General features: G+C 39.7%; 14 protein-coding genes. 6 read left to right on the forward strand and 8 right to left on the reverse strand.

Features of this window, described 5'->3' with window-relative positions:
- Positions 1-60 precede the first annotated feature (60 nt).
- Complete coding sequence (bamJ, locus tag AC1M87_RS11400) at positions 61-768, forward strand: BamJ family beta-barrel-assembly machinery protein (RefSeq protein WP_092767963.1); 708 nt, start codon at positions 61-63, stop codon at positions 766-768.
- A 47-nt stretch (positions 769-815) separates the two neighbouring features.
- The gene (bamJ, locus tag AC1M87_RS11405; protein ID WP_481593758.1) at positions 816-1,505 is read left to right on the forward strand and encodes a BamJ family beta-barrel-assembly machinery protein; all 690 of its coding nucleotides are present in this window, start codon (positions 816-818) and stop codon (positions 1,503-1,505) included.
- A gap of 75 nt (positions 1,506-1,580) precedes the next feature.
- Here the strand turns inward: bamJ (AC1M87_RS11405) and murJ are convergent, their stop codons facing one another.
- Together murJ and ampD are read right to left on the reverse strand one after the other, a co-directional pair.
- On the reverse strand, positions 1,581-3,134 hold the full coding sequence (gene murJ / locus AC1M87_RS11410) for a murein biosynthesis integral membrane protein MurJ (protein WP_481593782.1): 1,554 nt from the start codon (positions 3,132-3,134) through the stop codon (positions 1,581-1,583).
- A gap of 40 nt (positions 3,135-3,174) precedes the next feature.
- A complete protein-coding gene (gene ampD / locus AC1M87_RS11415; protein ID WP_481593759.1) occupies positions 3,175-3,771 on the reverse strand; it encodes a 1,6-anhydro-N-acetylmuramyl-L-alanine amidase AmpD in 597 nt (198 codons plus the stop codon).
- 145 nt (positions 3,772-3,916) lie between these two features.
- Here ampD and nadC point away from each other — a divergent pair, with 145 nt between their 5' ends.
- Together nadC and AC1M87_RS11425 are read left to right on the forward strand one after the other, a co-directional pair.
- Complete coding sequence (nadC, locus tag AC1M87_RS11420) at positions 3,917-4,762, forward strand: carboxylating nicotinate-nucleotide diphosphorylase (RefSeq protein WP_481593760.1); 846 nt, start codon at positions 3,917-3,919, stop codon at positions 4,760-4,762.
- A 433-nt stretch (positions 4,763-5,195) separates the two neighbouring features.
- Positions 5,196-7,526, forward strand: coding sequence for a DUF6351 family protein (locus AC1M87_RS11425; RefSeq protein ID WP_481593761.1), 2,331 nt, complete (start codon positions 5,196-5,198; stop codon positions 7,524-7,526).
- A gap of 61 nt (positions 7,527-7,587) precedes the next feature.
- Here the strand turns inward: AC1M87_RS11425 and AC1M87_RS11430 are convergent, their stop codons facing one another.
- The 4 genes from AC1M87_RS11430 to AC1M87_RS11445 form a co-directional block, all read right to left on the reverse strand.
- Positions 7,588-9,819, reverse strand: coding sequence for a phosphocholine-specific phospholipase C (locus tag AC1M87_RS11430; RefSeq protein WP_481593762.1), 2,232 nt, complete (start codon positions 9,817-9,819; stop codon positions 7,588-7,590).
- A gap of 30 nt (positions 9,820-9,849) precedes the next feature.
- Positions 9,850-9,981, reverse strand: a complete 132-nt coding sequence (locus AC1M87_RS11435; protein WP_481592139.1) for a hypothetical protein — start codon at positions 9,979-9,981, stop codon at positions 9,850-9,852.
- Between the two features lie 146 nt (positions 9,982-10,127).
- Positions 10,128-10,844: a ribonuclease PH gene (gene rph / locus AC1M87_RS11440; protein ID WP_481592138.1), complete on the reverse strand. Its 717-nt coding sequence runs from the start codon at positions 10,842-10,844 to the stop codon at positions 10,128-10,130.
- Between the two features lie 204 nt (positions 10,845-11,048).
- The gene (locus AC1M87_RS11445) at positions 11,049-11,627 is read right to left on the reverse strand and encodes a DJ-1/PfpI family protein (protein WP_481593763.1); all 579 of its coding nucleotides are present in this window, start codon (positions 11,625-11,627) and stop codon (positions 11,049-11,051) included.
- A 185-nt stretch (positions 11,628-11,812) separates the two neighbouring features.
- Here AC1M87_RS11445 and AC1M87_RS11450 point away from each other — a divergent pair, with 185 nt between their 5' ends.
- On the forward strand, positions 11,813-12,052 hold the full coding sequence (locus AC1M87_RS11450) for a transposase (RefSeq protein ID WP_481593764.1): 240 nt from the start codon (positions 11,813-11,815) through the stop codon (positions 12,050-12,052).
- A gap of 15 nt (positions 12,053-12,067) precedes the next feature.
- On the opposite strand, the gene AC1M87_RS11455 is transcribed toward AC1M87_RS11450, so the two are convergent.
- Positions 12,068-13,210, reverse strand: a complete 1,143-nt coding sequence (locus AC1M87_RS11455; protein WP_481593765.1) for a fatty acid desaturase family protein — start codon at positions 13,208-13,210, stop codon at positions 12,068-12,070.
- A gap of 33 nt (positions 13,211-13,243) precedes the next feature.
- Positions 13,244-14,266: a flavin reductase family protein gene (locus AC1M87_RS11460; protein ID WP_481593766.1), complete on the reverse strand. Its 1,023-nt coding sequence runs from the start codon at positions 14,264-14,266 to the stop codon at positions 13,244-13,246.
- 177 nt (positions 14,267-14,443) lie between these two features.
- Between AC1M87_RS11460 and AC1M87_RS11465 the strand changes: the two genes are divergently transcribed.
- Positions 14,444-15,088: a TetR family transcriptional regulator gene (locus AC1M87_RS11465; RefSeq protein ID WP_481593767.1), complete on the forward strand. Its 645-nt coding sequence runs from the start codon at positions 14,444-14,446 to the stop codon at positions 15,086-15,088.
- Positions 15,089-15,096: the final 8 nt, after the last annotated feature.

The following is a 15,096-nucleotide window of genomic DNA, read 5'->3' on the forward strand; positions in this document are numbered from 1 at the left end:
CTGTTTTGGTTCCGCGATTTTAGAATGTCGCACGTATAATTGAAAAAAATTGGAAATCTCATGAGTAAAGCTTTACCCATCGCTGTTGCTGTCGTTTTAGGCGGTGCTGCGCTCGTCCCTGTTTATTATGCAAGTCAACATCCAACATCTGCGACAGTTTCTAGCATGACTGCTGATGCAAAACCGATTGATAAAATCAGTTATGCACTCGGTTATGAAGTTGCCAGCCAAACTCCTCCTGAAGTCGCGATTGATCCATTTATTGTCGGTGTCCGTGAAGCGCATGCTAAAAAAGAACGTGCCTATACCGATGAGGAACTGCAAACTGCCTACGTCGCTTTACAAAAAGAATTAGAAGAAAAGAAAGTCGAAGACTCTAAAGCTGCCAATGCACAAAGCAATAGCTTCCTTGCTGAAAATGCCAAAAAACCGAATGTTAAAACAACTGCCTCTGGTTTGCAGTATCTCGTCAGCAAAGAAGGTACAGGCAAACAACCTGCTGCAAGTTCTGTGGTTAAAGTGCATTACACCGGTAAATTACTTGATGGCAAAGTCTTTGATAGCTCGGTTGAACGTGGCGAACCAATTGAATTTCCGTTGAATCAGGTCATCCCTGGTTGGACAGAAGGCCTACAATTGATGAAGGAAGGCGGTAAAGCAACCTTATATATTCCATCGAATCTGGCTTATGGTGAACAGGGTGTTCCTGGTACGATTCCACCAAACAGCACACTCATTTTTGATGTTGAATTAATCGAAGTCAAATAAATTAATCAAAAGGAGAGCCTTCAGCTCTCCTTTTTTGGATTTGAAAGATGAAAAAAATCTCTATATTAAGCAGTCTGCTAATCCTCAGCTCTGGCTCATTTGCGGCAAACATTAGCAATAAAAGTACTGAGAAAGATCAGCTCGGATATAGCTATGGCTATGTGATGGGACGCACTAATGCGGATACATTAAAAGATATTAATTTGGATGCCTTTATTGAAGGATTGAAACAAGGCTCAACTGGTCAAAAATCGAGTTTAACCGATCAAGAAATGGCGCAGGCTTTAACCAAATACAAAAAGCAGAGTGAATCCAAACAGCTGATCGAATTTCAAAAATTGGCTGCAGAAAATTTAAAATCTGGGCAGCAATTTTTACAAGAGAATGCCAAAAAAGCAGGTATTGTCACACGACCAACAGGGCTGCAATATCAAGTGATTCAGCAAGGTCAAGGCAAAACACCTAAAGCGACGTCAAAAGTGAAAGTTCATTATGAAGGGCGTTTGATCGATGGCACAGTATTCGATAGTTCGATCGCGCGTAATCAAGCGGCTGAATTCCAAGTGAGTCAAGTCATTCCGGGTTGGACTGAAGGCTTACAACTCATGAAGGAAGGTGCTAAATACCGCTTCTTTATTCCTGCTGATTTGGCCTATGGTGAGATCGGTTCGGGCGATGCGATTGAGCCGAACAGCACCTTAATCTTTGATGTCGAACTTTTAAAAGTTTTGCCTTAATGTTCACATGACTTATAAAAAAACATCGCTTCCGCGATGTTTTTTTATGTTTTTATTGAGAGTCTGTTTGAAGCATTAGCCGTGTTTTAACTGTCTTGGTCTAAAGCCAGTCGTAAATAAACCCAATACATAAGCAACCACACCCAATACACAAAGAGCAAGCACTTCAAATACACGCATCCACGGTGCTACATCTGGGTTATACCAGCTGAGACCATACCATAAAGCTGCGATCATCACGGCGTTACCCACCATAAATTGGAAAAATAATTTTTTCCAATGCGGACCAAATCGGAATATTTCACGTTTGTGTAAATAGAAATATAGCATCCCTGCATTGACTAAAGCAGAACCTGTAGATGACAACGCCAATGCCATATGGAGTTCTTCCCAGCCCATCCATTTGAAGATACCAATAAAAACCACATTGAGGATGGCGTTTGCTGCAACTGCCATTAGGCCAACACGTACTGGGGTTTTGGTATCTTGAATCGCATAAAATCCAGGAGCAAAGACTTTAATCAACATAAATGCCAAGACACCACCACTCATACATTGTAATGCCAAAGCGGTCATTTCTGTCGCTCGTGCATCAAAAGCACCGTGTTGGAACAGCGCTTGAATAATCGGTGTAGACAACATAAATAAAGCGATACTGGCTGGGATACCAGCAAATACGATGACACGTGCAGCCCAATCTAACATAGCCTTAAATTTAGTTTGATCCTGTTCAGCTTTACGCGCAGAGAGTGCAGGCAGAATCACCGTTCCGATGGCTACACCAATTAAGCCTAAAGGCAATTCGGTCATCCGTTCTGCTGTATAAAGCCATGACACAGAACCATTTTGCATAAAAGACGCCCAAATGGTATTGAGCAGCAAATTAATTTGTGTGACTGAAACCCCAAACAGTGCAGGCAACATTAGTTTTAAAATACGCTCGACACCTTCGTGCTTAAAATCAACTTTGGGTGGAATCAGGAGTTTTTTGCGCCAAAGCTCCGGAATTTGTAGGGCTAATTGCAAAATACCAGCAAACACCACTGCCCAACCCAATGCCATAATGGGTGTTTCCATATATGGTGACAGCCACAAAGCCCCTGCAATCATTGCAATATTCAACAATACTGGCGCGAATGCCGGTGTGGTGAACGAGCCATAGCTGTTTAAGATACTGCTGGCAAATGCCGTCAGCGACATAAACATCAGGTAGGGAATGGTGAGACGGAATAAGTCGACTGATAAATCAAATTTGGCTGCATCGGCATGAAATCCTGGCGCATAAACATACAATATCGCAGGTGCAACAATCATACACAGCAAAGTTAATACAGTCATCACGGTAAGCAAACATCCAAATACCCGACTAATTAGGATCTGAACTTCAGCATGGAGTTTGGTGGTTTTATATTCTGTGAGAACAGGAATAAATGCTTGGGAAAATGCACCTTCGGCAAAAAGACGCCTAAAAAAGTTGGGAATACGAAACGCTACAACAAAAGTATCGAAGTCTTTACCTGCCCCGAACACATTTAACAGCACCATGTCTCGAATAAGCCCCATGACACGAGACAACATGGTCATTGCACTCACAATAAAGGTGGATCGCCAAAGCGCCATCATATTCACCACTTAAAAAGATTGACGATATTGTAATAAAACTTCGCTTTTAAATTGTTATTTCATTCGACAAAGCATTATATTTTCGTTGTTTTAATTGAGCTCTAAAATAACACCATTGAAAATGCGGTCCTGGATCGGTCTTTCGTCCAGGTGCAATATCTGAATGCCCTGCGATATGACTTTTAATTTTAGGATAAGCGTGTTGAAGTGTTGCCACGACCTCAACTAAAGCTTGATATTGTTGTTCCGTATAATCTTGATCATCACTACCCTCGAGTTCAATGCCAATCGAATAATCATTGCATTCTGGATTTGCCATGTACGTAGAGCGTCCTGCATGCCAAGCACGGTCTTTAAAATTAACAAACTGTAAAATTTCGCCTGACCTTAAAATCAATAAGTGTGCTGAGACCTGCATCCCTTCAATGGTTTTAAAATAAGGGTGTGCATCCCAATCTAATTTATTTTGGAAAAACTGCTCAATATAGCCTCCTCCAAACTGTGAGGGCGGTAAGCTAATATTGTGGATGACCACCAGTTGAATGTCAGTATGGTCTGGTCTTTGATTAAAATTTGGTGAAGCAATAAATCTTGCACCTTGTAATACACCATCTACCACTTGAAGCTTGGGTACATTCGACATGTGTGATCTCAATCCGTGTTTGCAACTTATGACAATTCATCCACGCTCATCTTTGGAAAAGACTTGGACGAAAAAAACAGCACCATTACTTGAGGTGCAATGGTAATATATTGCTCATTTTTCTGGTGCCTACAATAGGGATTTTATGAGCATACCGCAATCTTTGCTTGAACAATCAATTCAAATCAATATCCAACAAGCATTGCAAGAAGATATTGGTGAGCGTGATATCACCGCATTGCTGACACCTGAAGATGAACAAGCAACAGCAACCATTATCAGTCGCGAAACGATGATTCTTGCAGGGCAACCGTGGGTCAATGCTCTAATTAAAGCCTATGATCCAAGCGTTGATGTGATTTGGTTAAAGCAAGATGGCGATCAAGTTCAAGCCAATGAGGCATTTTTAAAACTTGCCGGCTCAGCACGCAGTCTGTTAACCGTTGAACGCCCAGCACTTAATTTTATACAAACCCTTTCTGCTGTTGCTACAAAAACGGCTGAATATGTGAAACATTTGGAAGGTTTAAATACCAAACTACTGGATACACGTAAAACATTACCAGGCTTACGTATTGCGCAAAAATATGCGGTGGGTGTAGGTGGTGGTCAAAACCATCGTTTAGGTTTATTCGATGCTTTTTTAATTAAAGAAAACCATATTATGGCTGCGGGTGGCATTCAGCAAGCAATCGACAAAGCGCATGCCATTGCACCAGGTAAACCTGTGGAAGTCGAAGTTGAAACTTGGGATGAGTTAAACCAAGCTTTAGATGCTGGTGCCGATATCGTTATGTTAGATAATTTCACCCAACAACAAATGATTGATGCAGTCAAGCATGTGGCTGGTCGTTGTAAACTGGAAGCATCAGGTAATATTACCATCGACAACTTACGTGAAGTTGCTACTTCAGGCGTCGACTTTATTTCAATGGGTGTACTGACTAAAGATGTAAAAGCCATCGATTTATCTATGCGCTTTAACGCTTAATTGATTCAATCCTATCTCTCAATAAAAAAGGGGCTTTGCTCCTTTTTTATTTGCTTAAAACTGTGATGCTACATTAACTTTATCGCAAGAATACAAAAAAATTTGAATTTATATGGTCCTAGTTGATACCCTCCACGCTTTCAGATTATTTTTTAATCAAAATCATAATAAACCTATAGAATGCAAAGTAAATCATTAAATTTCAATTATTTATTTGCCGTAATTTTACAATTATTCAATTTTCTGTCATGGAATACTGTTCGATTTTCATTCATAGTGAAGCCAATAAATACAATTAATCCCATGAGTTCGCATTGTCTAAATAATAGGAGGGTGTCAGAGCATAGACCATGCTGAATGTCAGTGAATAAATAAAAAGAAATGCAGTCATCGGATCGATTGCATCCACCATGTTGTACATTAGGGAAATCACATGAAAACGCAAATGATCTATACGCTTTTAAGCGTCGCGATTAGTAGCAGCTTACTCGTCGGTTGTAAAAGCTCCAACGAATCTGGGGGGAATTCAGGCGGTGGTAATGGATCACAGCCAACTCCGACCAATCCAACTGATCCTGACAATCCAACGAATAAACTTGAAAAAGAATTCGTGACTGTTTTATCTACTCGCCCCGATCTTGTGACAGATAATGATGTATTGATCGAATTAGACTCATCGATTAATTTTAATGACGCAAATATAAGCATTCATTTAAATGGACAGGACATCAAATCTCGCTTTTCCAATGCTCAAAATAGAGTGCTATTGGATGGATTACAGTTAGGGGAAAATCTACTAAAAATTGAAACACCAAACGCAATTCAAAATTTATATTTAAAAAATTTCAGTACCACAGGTCCTCTTTTATCTGGACCTCAAATTAATCCATGGACCTGTACCAACGGCTCGACTGATTTATTTTGCCGTAAACCTATTCAATATAATTACTACTATCGGAATTTAATCGGAACTTTACAAACCTATAATCCTGATAAACCACCTTCGGCGGGTCTGATTTCCAAAATTAAGACCGATACAGGCGTAGAAGTGCCATTTATCATTCGAGAGGAGGTCGGCTATCAAAATCGCGATGAATATCGGTTTGCTGTATTGTTTAATCCTAATCAGCCTTGGACTGCGCTCAATCCACAACCCCAATTTAATAATAAGCTGTTAGTAACCCATGGGCAAAGTTGCGGAAATGATTATCAGTCTGCAACCGCGCCTACCGTGGTTGCGACATCAACTTCTATTTTGCCAGATATTACCATCAAGGCTTTGGGCAAAGGTTATGGCGTCATGTCTACGGCGCTATCCAACAGTGGACATAACTGTAATTTGGCGGTTCAAGCTGAATCAATCATTATGGCCAAAGAACGTTTTATCGAACAATACGGCACTTTAGACTACACGATTGGACAAGGCTGCTCAGGTGGCGCGCTCGCATCTCAATGGGTAGCTAACGCTTATCCAGGTGTATACCAAGGTTTGTTAGTAACGTGCTCCTTCCCTGATGCATGGAGTACAGCGTCTCAGTTTGCTGATTATCATATTATGATCAATTATTTTAAAACAGCAGAAGGCCGCTCTTTCCTCCCTCATCAAATTAACCATATTCAAGGTCATATTTCTGAGATTAATGGTTATGTCAGTGAACTTGCGCAATTCGATGTTGCTCGACCAAATACAATTTGTAGCGGAATATCAGAAACACAACTGTACAATGCCACCTCAAATCCGAATGGGACACGCTGTTCAATTCAAGAGGCTGCTGTAAATTTGTTGGGTCTCAGAAATCCAACTGAAGTTGATCCAAATACACAACAGCTTAGACAAATTTGGAGTCCTGTCGAAAACCAGCGAAATATTGGGTTTGCTAACCTACCAATTGATAATGTCGGTGTGCAATACGGGCTTCAAACCTTATTTGATGGTGTGATCAATGCTGAAAAATTTGTTTTATTAAATGAACGCCTCGGTGGAGTTGATATTGATATTAATCCAATTCCCGAACGGTTATATGCCACGGAGCAAGGTTTAAAAAATGCTTATCGAACTGGTTTAATCAATGTTGCCAATAATTTAGATCAAGTGGCGATTATTGATTGTCGTGGTCCAGATCCAGCGATCTTCCATGATGCTTACCGAGCATTCGCGATTAGAGCACGTTTAGACAAAGCACACGGACATCATCACAATCAGCTTCTGTATGGAGGTGATACCATTATGATTGGCGATCTTAAATGTTTAGAAATCAGTTTCGATGATATGAACCAATGGTTGGATCGCGTAAAAAATGATACAAGCAATTTACCTCTGCCACAGAAACTCACTCGCAATAAAGTAAATCTTAACGACTCATGTATCACATTAGGAACGATTCGAAGATCTGGGTTCTGCAATAACCTTCGTGTACCGGTCTATAAAACACCGCGAATGGTAGCAGGTGATCAAATTAGTACCTACGCCAATAAATGTAAACTCCAACCACTCACACGTCGTCTTTACCCCAATATTAACTTTACAGATGATCAATGGATTCGATTACAAAAAGTTTTTCCAGATGGTGTTTGTGATTACACCCAAGATCCTGTTGGGTTTGGTAAAACCTATCCTTGGTTAACCTATCAAAATCAAAATGGACAGATCAATGATGTCATTTATGGTGGTAAGCAACTGGATGAAGATCCAAATCGCCCTGAGGAGCTTATAATGCCTCAACTTCCGAAGGGTTGGATCTCTAATTCATTTCAACTGTCTTAATACCTGAATTTTTCAATTCTGAAAAAAGCCGTGAATATTCACGGCTTTTTTTACTTCATGTTTAAGGTTTAGGTTGCAATAATCCCATCATAGGATCGGTACATGTATGCTGCCCTGTTTCAATACGTCCAGCAAATCGACGTTCATAAGCCTGCTCTCCCTGCTGTTGGGCGATTACCACATTAAAATCATACCATCCCCAAGACTCCGTTAAATCGAGATGAAGTTCAGCCTCATTCGCTTGAGTTTTGACAGTCCACACTTTTTGATTGTAGTACGCATTGTCCTTGACCATCATCTCCACAGTTTCAGCCCCATCATGCCGTATTTTTAAAATTATTTTAGGTTGACAGGCTTCATAGCAAATTCGAATTTCCGGCAAATGATCTCTTTCAATTTGATGGTGAAGATTTCCTTTAAATGCTCGATGATAACCATTTGGTCCAAGTACCCAAAGATCATATTGATCATCTACTAGCTCCCAAACATCCTCCAGCTGTTTCCCTGCCTCCACCATAAAACGTCGAGGAATGGCATTTAAATCTAGTTTGTCATAGACATGGAAAACCGCACCTTGTTCTCCACCATTTGCGAAAATCAATTGTATGTTTCGGGTTGCAACCTGTACGCGCGCGCTGGTATGTAATAAATAAGGTAATGCTCGAGAATGACGTATTCCAGATTCTTGCACAGGAAATTGTTGATTTGCTGGGACTGGAACCTTGCTGAGTTGCTCTTGCGAACGACGCGTATTGTCAGCTTCTTGTTTTGTTCTTTGCCCATTGAGTGTTGGCAGAATATTAAAGTTAGGTGTCTTAAAGTCAAACGCCGACGTAAGGTCACCACAGACTGCTCTACGATAAGGGCTAACATTAGGCTCTTGCACGCCAAAACGTTGCTCAAGAAATTGAATAATTGAAGTATGATCAAATACCTGAGAGTTGACCCATCCCCCACGACTCCACGGTGAAATGATATACATTGGAACACGTACTCCTGGACCATACACACCATGCCAGAAGTTTTCATTCTTACCATTTTTAAATTTTAATTCAGGCTGTGCTGTCGAACCTGATACACGTGGGTGATTGAAATATTCATATGATATCTCTTGTTCTGATAACGTGGTTTTACCATGAACTTTAACGATATCACCTGCTTCATTGATTTCTCTTGATGGTGCAGACGGCGATGGTACATGATCAAAAAAACCATCATTTTCATCAAAATTGACCAGTAAAACCGTCTGACTCCATAACTCTGGATCTGCCGTTAAAGTGTTTAACAGTTCTTGAATGTACCACGCGCCTTGAACAGGACTTGATGGTCCCGGATGTTCACTATACGCTGCCGGTGCGACCACCCAACTCACCTGCGGCAATTTACCCTCTAAGATATCTTGTTTAAATTGTCCTAATAAACCGCCGTCCTTAGGCATCGTATTGGCAATCCCCTTATAGAGAGGTTGTCGTTGATCAATACGCTCATCATATTCAGGCGACAAAATATTGGCATGGCTAACTGGCTTACCAGATAATTCATTGGCTTTGCGATATTGCTTAAATCCCGCCAAAGGATTATCCGTAAAATTATCTGGCATATTTTGATAAACCTTCCAACTGATCCCAGCCTGCTGTAATCGTTCAGGATACGTGGTCCAGTCGTAACCGATCATTGATGAGCCAATACTATCAAACTCATTGACTACACTCGCGACACCTGCAGCAGTTGGCCCGTTGGTCCCTGTCCAAATAAATTTACGATTGGGATTAGTTCCCGCGTGCATAGCGCAATGATAGGCATCACATAAAGTAAATGCTTCCGCCACCGCAAACTGGAACTCGAGCTCTTGTTTCTTAAAATAACCCATGGATTGAGGTTGTTTATGTTCCACCCAATTACCCATACGCCCACAATCCCAAGCGGCTTGACCATCCTTCCATGAATGAGGTGTGCCCGAAACACGTTGAGCATTGCCCAATGAACTGTCTAGGTGATAAGGCAAAATTTTATTTTTGTTGGCATCATACTGTTCCCACACCGCTCTTTTACCACTCAATGGAATGGTGAATCGATCACCAAAACCACGTACCCCTTTGAATGTTCCAAAATAGTTATCAAAAGAACGATTTTCTTGAGTCAAAATCACCACATGTTTCACATCTTGAATAGTGCCAGTTTCCACTTTTGCATCAATTGCTAAAGCTTTTTGAATACTCAGCGGAAAACTCGCTAATGCAGATGCGCCCAATAATGTCTTGGTCGAATTTAAAATAAAGTCACGACGATTCATACAGTTATCCTGTTTTTATTCTTGTTATGGTTATGGAGCACAATAGATTTCACAGCTTGGATCTGAAGGTTGCGGTTTGGATGGTTGGTAATCATCATCTCCCCCACAAGCTGTTAACAAAATACTTGGTGTAAGGATGAGTATAAAAAAATAAGCTCGCATGTAGTTATCCTTCTCGTTTTATGCGAACTCAGTGATACGCTTTTTTCGTGACGCTGCAATGAAGCTTCAATTGCAAATCTATGAAATAAAAAAAGCACCTCTATCAAGGTGCTTTTTTACAATCAACGCATGCTATCAGATGCGAATTACCAACCTAGTGCTTGTTGTTGCTTTTGAATTAACTCTTGAATGCCTTTCTCAGCCATTTCAAGCATTGCATTACATTGCGTACGCGTGAAAGGTTTATCTTCTGCAGTACCTTGAATTTCAATAAACTCCCCTCCCTGAGTCATCACCACATTCAAGTCTGTTTGGCAGTTTGAATCTTCTTCATAACATAAGTCGAGTAGTACTTCGTCTTGATAGATACCAACAGAAATTGCAGCCACCAAACCTTTGAGTGGATCTTGTTTGATTTTCTTTTTCTCAAGTAATGAATTCATAGCATCAATCAAGGCTACAGCAGCACCTGTAATAGACGCTGTACGTGTACCACCATCGGCTTGAATAACATCACAGTCGATTGTAATCGTGTTCTCACCCAATTTTTTCAAATCCACCATGGCACGTAGACTACGGCCGATTAAGCGTTGAATTTCTTGAGTACGTCCACTTTGTTTACCACGAGCTGCCTCGCGGTCACTGCGTGTATGGGTTGAACGTGGCAACATGCCATATTCAGCAGTCACCCAACCTTGGCCTTTTCCTTTCAAGAAGCGCGGTACTGAATTATCAACACTGGCAGTACAAAGAACTTTGGTATGACCAAATTCAACTAAAACTGAACCTTCTGCATAACGTGTATAGTTTCGAGTAATTTTAACGTCACGTAACTGGTCTAATGCACGCTGGTCAATACGCATAATACGTCCTAATTTTTACTTAAAAAAAGATTGGGCACATTATAGCAGATTGATGGCATCTGACTTTGTTATAAGTCCGTGTTTTAAATCTGACAAACTTAAATTTTGAAAGAATTAAGTCATAGCTAAAAGCTCATTGAGAGCAAAAGAAAAAGCGATTTAATCCAACTTCGCATAAGGTGTCTTATTTTAATTTTAGAAAATCTATAAGTCAGTTTCAAATTCCATTCTTCTTGCTGTATTCAATGCAACATCTCTATTCGTTACTTTAGATACGACATATAGAGAAGCATTGATCCCTGATGATATCCCAGCAGAAGTTATTATCTTATTTTCATCTACAAACCTAACATCTTTCATAACTGTAATTTTAGGGTATTCTGCCTCTAGACGTGAAATATCCATCCAATGAGTAGTAGCATTTAGCCCATCTAGTAGCCCTGCCTCCGCTAAGATGAATGCTCCCGTGCAAATAGAGAATGTGATATTTGACGTTTCGTGTTTTAATTTTATCCAATTCAATAGATGAGTATTATATAGCTCGACTGTTTCAGCACCATATCCTCCAGGGATCACGAGAATGTCTATAGATGGACAGTTGTCTAAGAGGTAATCACTTTTTACTGCAAGACCATTTCTTGCTTTAATTTCATGTTTTTGTGCCACAGTAAACACATTAAAAAGCTTTTTATTATGATTATCTGTAGTAATAGCAAAGACTTCATAGGGCCCTGCAAAATCTAAGACCTCAACCTCATCAAATAATAAGATTCCAATATTCATTTTTTCACATCTATACTTTTAATTTTCGAAATAATAGTACTCAGAAAGAAGATACTAGATCTCTTTCATAAATCAAAAAAAGATCTATCCCTTGCTGACTATTTGTACCGAATAATTTTAAATATTCATGCATAATTTGCGAATGAAATACGGCGAAGGTATCGACTGGAATGTGGTGATCGTAGATGCCACAGAAATTCCAATACAAAGACCTAAAAAAACAGAAGAAAAGCCATGGTGGTAAGAAGAAGGCACATACTTTTAAAGTACAAGCCATTATCCATTATAGAACACAGCAAGTTCTGAGTTTATGCACGAGTCGTGGTGCAGTACATGATTTCGAGCTTTTCAAACGCAACCTGAATCAGATTCCTAAAGGTGCTTTTATTCTTGCAGATCAATGCTCCATGCCTTTCATGAATTAAACTAAATAGTGGTACTCAAGCAAATATTCCTATTAATTTTCTTATAGATTGAGAAATTTTAGCTGTCTTATCATTTGGTAAAGAACATTTAGCTAAACGAACCCAAACGCTCCAGAATTGTTTCATAAAGTTAGCTTCATTATAGTGAATGCCATATTCCTCACATAATGCTTTAATTTTTGGCGCAGCTTCTGCATAGCGATTTGCAGGCATATCAGGGAATAAATGATGCTCGATTTGATGACTCAAATTACCACTCAAAATATGCAGCCATGATGTTCCCGTAAAGTTACTTGAACCTCGAATTTGACGTAAATACCATTCTGCTCGCGTTTCATTTTCGGTATTATCCATCTCAAATGTTTCTGCATCTTCAGTAAAATGACCATTAAAAATCACTGCAGATGACCATAAACTTCTAATCACATTTGCAACTGCATTTCCTGCGAAGACAGGAAGCGCATTTGGACCAGCGATAATCGGGAAAAAGACATAATCCTTCACCACCTGACGTCTTACTTTTTTTCTTAATTTTTCAGCATCTTTCCACACTTGTTTCCAAGATTTGGTTTTATAAACAAGCGCGTCTTCCAAGTGTAGGTTTTGAACACCGACATACCATTCAAAAAACACCATCAATTGAATCGCTAATGGAATATTAAACAAAAATCTTGGTTCCCAAGGTTGAGATGCTGAAACACGAAGTAGACCATAACCTACATCATGATCCATCCCCACAATATTGGTATAGGTGTGATGTACATAGTTATGGGTATATTTCCAGTCATCGCCTGTTGAGATAGTGTCCCAGTCATATGTCGCACCGTTTAAACTAGGATCATTCAACCAGTCAAATTGACCATGCATCACATTATGTCCAAGTTCCATATTTTCAACAATTTTGGACACGCCCAGTAATCCTGTACCCACCAACCAAACAGGTGGAATCCAACCACCAAACATCAGCAATGCACGTGAGCCAATCTCGCTATAGCGAACAAAGTTGCGAATCTTATAAATATATTTGGCATCTTGTTCACCCAAATCATTCATAATACTGAGTCTAATCTGCTCAACGCGTTGTCCAAACGCTTCAATTTGCTCAGCGGTCAGATGTTTAGATTTTGATTGCCATGTTGTATTAAGTGACATATTCATTATTTTTCTCCAGTCTTATACGATACCGTTAAATTACAAATTAATCACAACAGGGCTTACTGCCTGACTAATACATAATTTAATTTGTCGATTTGGCTCATGTTCAATTTCACCTGTGAGCATATTTTTAGTAGCGCCACTCACTTTGTTACAGACACATGCATTACAAATACCCATTCGGCATCCATGAGCGGGTCTTAATCCAGCCTCTTCAGCACTCACCAATAAACTTTTTTGAGCTTCAAACGATTTCTGACTACGGATAAACGTGACGGATTGTTTTTCAATTTCTTCATCTACACGGATTTGAAAAAACTCTTGTTTGAGCTGATTGCTGATCCCCGTTTCATGACAAATTTGATTTACAGCTTGCATCATCGAAGTTGCACCGCATGCATAAATCTGTGCTTGCCTAAAACTTGGCATTAACTGCTCTAACAACGCCAATGTCAGATATTGTTTATGTTGTCGTGTATTAAAATAGTGATAATTAAAATGATCATGTTTTGAAGCGAGCTGTTGTAGTTTCACGTGGAACGCATCATCTCGACAGAAATAAATTAAATAGATAGGTACAGATAATGTGTTTAAAGCCTTCGTAAGCAATGCATAAATGGCGGTAATGCCACTCCCTGACGCCAACAACACAATTGGCTGTTGAGTCGGCTCAAGCGTAAACTCACCTTGCGCTTGAGAAATTTCCACGACAGAACCTATCTCCAATTGGCTTAAACAATTCGACACTAATCCTTGAGCTCGGACAGCAATCACCACATTGCCTGTCGCAGAAATTTCCACAATCGAATAACTACGTTGTAGACGCACGCCTGCAACTACGACTGTGACTAAAACACTTTGCCCTGCCTCAATCTGTTGAAAATCGAAATTGTGATTTGGACATAAATGAATTTCATAGAAATCGTGACTAAGTACCTGACGACTCACGAGCGATGCTTTGACTTTTTTCCAAGCCAAAGTGGGATGTATTTTTTCAGCGATAAAATCGACGAAATCTTCTCGAATCCATTCAGGACGATATTGCAGATAACTACTCATCTCAAACGTTCCTCTTTTTGTATTTCAATTTAATTGAGTGAACAAGTGTTCTAATAGTGAACATGTGTACACTATATTGATTTTGAAATTGAGTCAACACATGTTCACTGACATTCGTCGTTTAATTTTTATATTTTTTTGATAGACTCATCTCGACTTCACTTCTCAGGTTTTAAGATGTCTATACGCGATGAACGTAAACAACAAAGTCGTCAGGCTTTACTGGATGCCGCTTTGCGCTTAAGCACATCTGGCCGTTCATTTAGCAGTATTAGTCTGCGTGAAGTTGCACGTGAGGTTGGTTTGGTGCCAACAGCCTTTTATCGACATTTTCAAGATATGGATGAATTAGGCCAAGAGTTGGTGGATCAAGTCGCGTTATATTTGAAAACCGTGCTTCATCAGCTCGGTCAAGGTTTGGCCCACCCTGATGCGAAAGCCGAAACCAGCATGGAACTTTTTTTTGAAGCCATCGATTTAAATACTCAACCTTGGATTTTTATGATCGCAGAGCGCTGGGGGGGGGCTGAAGTGGTAAGACGTGCGATTGCTCGTGAAATTGAGTTTCTAAATTCTGATTTGGCCAATGACCTACAAAAATTTGAAATCGTACAAAATTTTCATCAAGCTGATGATCTAAAAATGTTGTCGAATATTTTAATTAATTTATGTTTCACATGGGCAATGTCTTGGATTAGCTTGGGCCGTCAATATTCAGGTATGGAGCTTGAATTACAAAAATTAGTACTCAAAAAACAGTCCATTACCCAAATACGATTAATCTTTAAAGGGATTTTGAATTGGAATAATACTGAGGCATAAAAAAAACC

The sequence above is a fragment of the Acinetobacter sp. 24-47-62 genome, from assembly GCF_056779765.1.

Excerpts from the sequence above, each read along its gene's own strand:
- bamJ (WP_092767963.1), top strand. The coding sequence starts at position 61 with ATGAGTAAAGCTTTACCCATCGCTGTTGCTGTCGTTTTAGGCGGTGCT.
- bamJ (WP_481593758.1), top strand. The coding sequence starts at position 816 with ATGAAAAAAATCTCTATATTAAGCAGTCTGCTAATCCTCAGCTCTGGC.
- ampD (WP_481593759.1), bottom strand. The coding sequence starts at position 3,771 with ATGTCGAATGTACCCAAGCTTCAAGTGGTAGATGGTGTATTACAAGGT.
- nadC (WP_481593760.1), top strand. The coding sequence starts at position 3,917 with ATGAGCATACCGCAATCTTTGCTTGAACAATCAATTCAAATCAATATC.
- AC1M87_RS11425 (WP_481593761.1), top strand. The coding sequence starts at position 5,196 with ATGAAAACGCAAATGATCTATACGCTTTTAAGCGTCGCGATTAGTAGC.
- AC1M87_RS11430 (WP_481593762.1), bottom strand. The coding sequence starts at position 9,819 with ATGAATCGTCGTGACTTTATTTTAAATTCGACCAAGACATTATTGGGC.
- AC1M87_RS11435 (WP_481592139.1), bottom strand. The coding sequence starts at position 9,981 with ATGCGAGCTTATTTTTTTATACTCATCCTTACACCAAGTATTTTGTTA.
- rph (WP_481592138.1), bottom strand. The coding sequence starts at position 10,844 with ATGCGTATTGACCAGCGTGCATTAGACCAGTTACGTGACGTTAAAATT.
- AC1M87_RS11445 (WP_481593763.1), bottom strand. The coding sequence starts at position 11,627 with ATGAATATTGGAATCTTATTATTTGATGAGGTTGAGGTCTTAGATTTT.
- AC1M87_RS11450 (WP_481593764.1), top strand. The coding sequence starts at position 11,813 with ATGCCACAGAAATTCCAATACAAAGACCTAAAAAAACAGAAGAAAAGC.
- AC1M87_RS11455 (WP_481593765.1), bottom strand. The coding sequence starts at position 13,210 with ATGAATATGTCACTTAATACAACATGGCAATCAAAATCTAAACATCTG.
- AC1M87_RS11460 (WP_481593766.1), bottom strand. The coding sequence starts at position 14,266 with ATGAGTAGTTATCTGCAATATCGTCCTGAATGGATTCGAGAAGATTTC.
- AC1M87_RS11465 (WP_481593767.1), top strand. The coding sequence starts at position 14,444 with ATGTCTATACGCGATGAACGTAAACAACAAAGTCGTCAGGCTTTACTG.